This window comes from Nonomuraea sp. NPDC052116 (genome assembly GCF_040680035.1).
In the GTDB taxonomy this organism is placed as follows: domain Bacteria; phylum Actinomycetota; class Actinomycetes; order Streptosporangiales; family Streptosporangiaceae; genus Nonomuraea; species Nonomuraea angiospora_A.
This window is the reverse complement of sequence record NZ_JBFAWA010000100.1, coordinates 1-2,271: the sequence shown is the minus strand read 5'-3', so window position 1 is coordinate 2,271 and position 2,271 is coordinate 1. Positions and strand designations below refer to the sequence as shown.

Below are 2,271 nucleotides of genomic sequence, written 5' to 3'. Positions count from 1 at the left end.
TAGCCGGACTCCTTGTAACCGCCGAACGGCGAGGCCGGATCGAACTTGTTGAACGTGTTGGCCCACACCACCCCCGCCCGCAGCCGGTCAGCCATCCACAGGATCCGCGACCCCTTCTCCGTCCAGATCCCCGCCGACAACCCATACGGCGTGTTGTTGGCCTTCTCCACCGCCTCAGCCGGCGTGCGGAACGTCAACACCGACAACACCGGCCCGAAGATCTCCTCCCGCGCGATCGTGTGCGACTGCGCCACCCCCGTGAAGATCGTGGGCGGGAACCAGAACCCCCGCTCCGGCAACTCGCAGGCGGGCGACCAGCGCTCGGCCCCCTCCGACTCCCCGACCGCCGACAGCTCTCTGATCTTGGCCAGCTGCTCGGCCGAGTTGATCGCGCCGACGTCGGTGTTCTTGTCCAGCGGATCACCCACCCGCAGCGTGCCCAGCCGCCGCTTCAACGCCGCCAGCAACTCCTCCTGAACCGACTCCTCCACCAGCAGCCGCGACCCCGCGCAGCACACGTGACCCTGGTTGAAGAAGATCCCATTGACGATCCCCTCCACCGCCTGATCGATCGCGGCGTCGGCGAACACGATGTTGGCCGCCTTGCCACCCAGCTCCAAGGTCAGCCTCTTGTCCGTGCCGGCCACCGTCCGGGCGATGATCCTGCCCACCTCGGTCGACCCGGTGAAGGCCACCTTGTCCACCTCCGGGTGCGCCACCACCGCCGCGCCGGTCTCCCCCGCACCGGTCACGATGTTGACCACCCCCGGCGGCAGATCGGCCTGCCGGCAGATGTCGGCGAACCACAACGCCGACAACGGCGTCGTCTCAGCCGGCTTGAGCACCACCGTGTTCCCGCACGCCAACGCCGGCGCGATCTTCCAGGCCAGCATCAGCAGCGGGAAGTTCCACGGGATCACCTGCCCCGCCACCCCCAGCGGCTTCGTGCCGAACCCGGCGTACTGCAGCTTGTCGGCCCAGCCCGCGTAGTAGAAGAAATGCGCCGCCACCAGCGGCACATCCACATCCCGCGACTCCCGGATCGGCTTGCCGTTGTCCAACGACTCCAGCACCGCCAGCTCACGCGCCCGCTCCTGGATGATCCGCGCGATCCGGAACAGATACTTGGCCCGCTCCACACCCGGCAACGCCGACCAGCCGCCGAACGCCTTACGGGCGGCCCGCACCGCCCGATCCACATCATCGGAAGAGGCGGCGGCCACCTCGGCCAGCGTCTCCTCCGTCGCCGGGTTGATCGTCTTGAACGGGGTGCCCGCCCCGTCCACGAACTCGCCGTCGATGAACAGCCCGTACGACGCCTTGAGGTCGACCAGGTCACGCGACTCGGGCGCGGGGGCGTACTCGAAGATCGCCATCATCAGTCCAGGGTGAAGTAGTCGGGACCGGCATACCGGCCGGTGGCCAGCTTCTGCCGCTGCATCAGCAGATCGTTCAGCAGCGAGGAGGCGCCCAGCCGGAACCACTGCGGCGACAGCCAGTCATCACCGGCCGTCTCGTGCACCAGCACCAGATTCTTGATCGCGTCCTTGGTGGTGCGGATACCGCCCGCGGGCTTGACGCCCACCTGCCGGCCCGTCACCTGACGGAAGTCCCGCACCGCCTCCAGCATGATCAGCGTCACCGGCAACGTCGCGGCCGGGGCCACCTTGCCGGTGGAGGTCTTGATGAAGTCGGCGCCGGCCAGCATCGCCAGCCAGGACGCGCGCCGCACATTGTCGTAGGTGGCCAGCTCCCCGGTCTCCAGGATCACCTTCAGGTGCGCGCCACCGCAGGCGGCCTTGACCGCCACGATGTCCTCCCACACCTTCAGGAAGCGGCCGGACAGGAACGCGCCCCGGTCGATCACCATGTCGATCTCATCGGCGCCCGCCGCCACCGCCAGCGCGGTGTCGCTCACCTTGACCTCCAGCGAGGAACGGCCGCTGGGGAAGGCGGTGGCCACCGAGGCCACCGCGACCCCGGTCCCGGCCAGCGCCCCGACCGCGACCTCGACCAGGTCGGGGTAGACGCACACGGCCGCCACCCGGGGCGCGCCGCCGCCGGGGTGGACGGCCTTGGCGCACATCGCCCGCACCTTGCCGGCCGTGTCGGCTCCTTCGAGGGTGGTCAGGTCGACCATGGAGATGGCCAGGTCGATGGCCTGTGCCTTGGCGGTGGTCTTGATCGAACGGGTGCCGAGCATCGCCGCCCGCTGGTCCGCGCCGACCCGGTCAACCCCGGGCAGGCCGTGCAGGAAAGCTCGCAACGCCG

The 2,271-nt window shown here is 69.4% G+C and carries 2 protein-coding genes; both read right to left on the bottom strand.

Features of this window, described 5'->3' with window-relative positions; genetic code table 11:
• The coding region (locus AB0L65_RS62810) for an aldehyde dehydrogenase family protein (RefSeq protein WP_364267577.1) at window positions 1–1,376 on the bottom strand (1,376 nt) is incomplete at its 3' end.
• A 2-nt stretch (window positions 1,377–1,378) separates the two neighbouring features.
• Window positions 1,379–2,271 (bottom strand): deoxyribose-phosphate aldolase (gene deoC / locus AB0L65_RS62805; protein WP_364267574.1); only part of this gene is annotated, 893 nt, incomplete at its 5' end.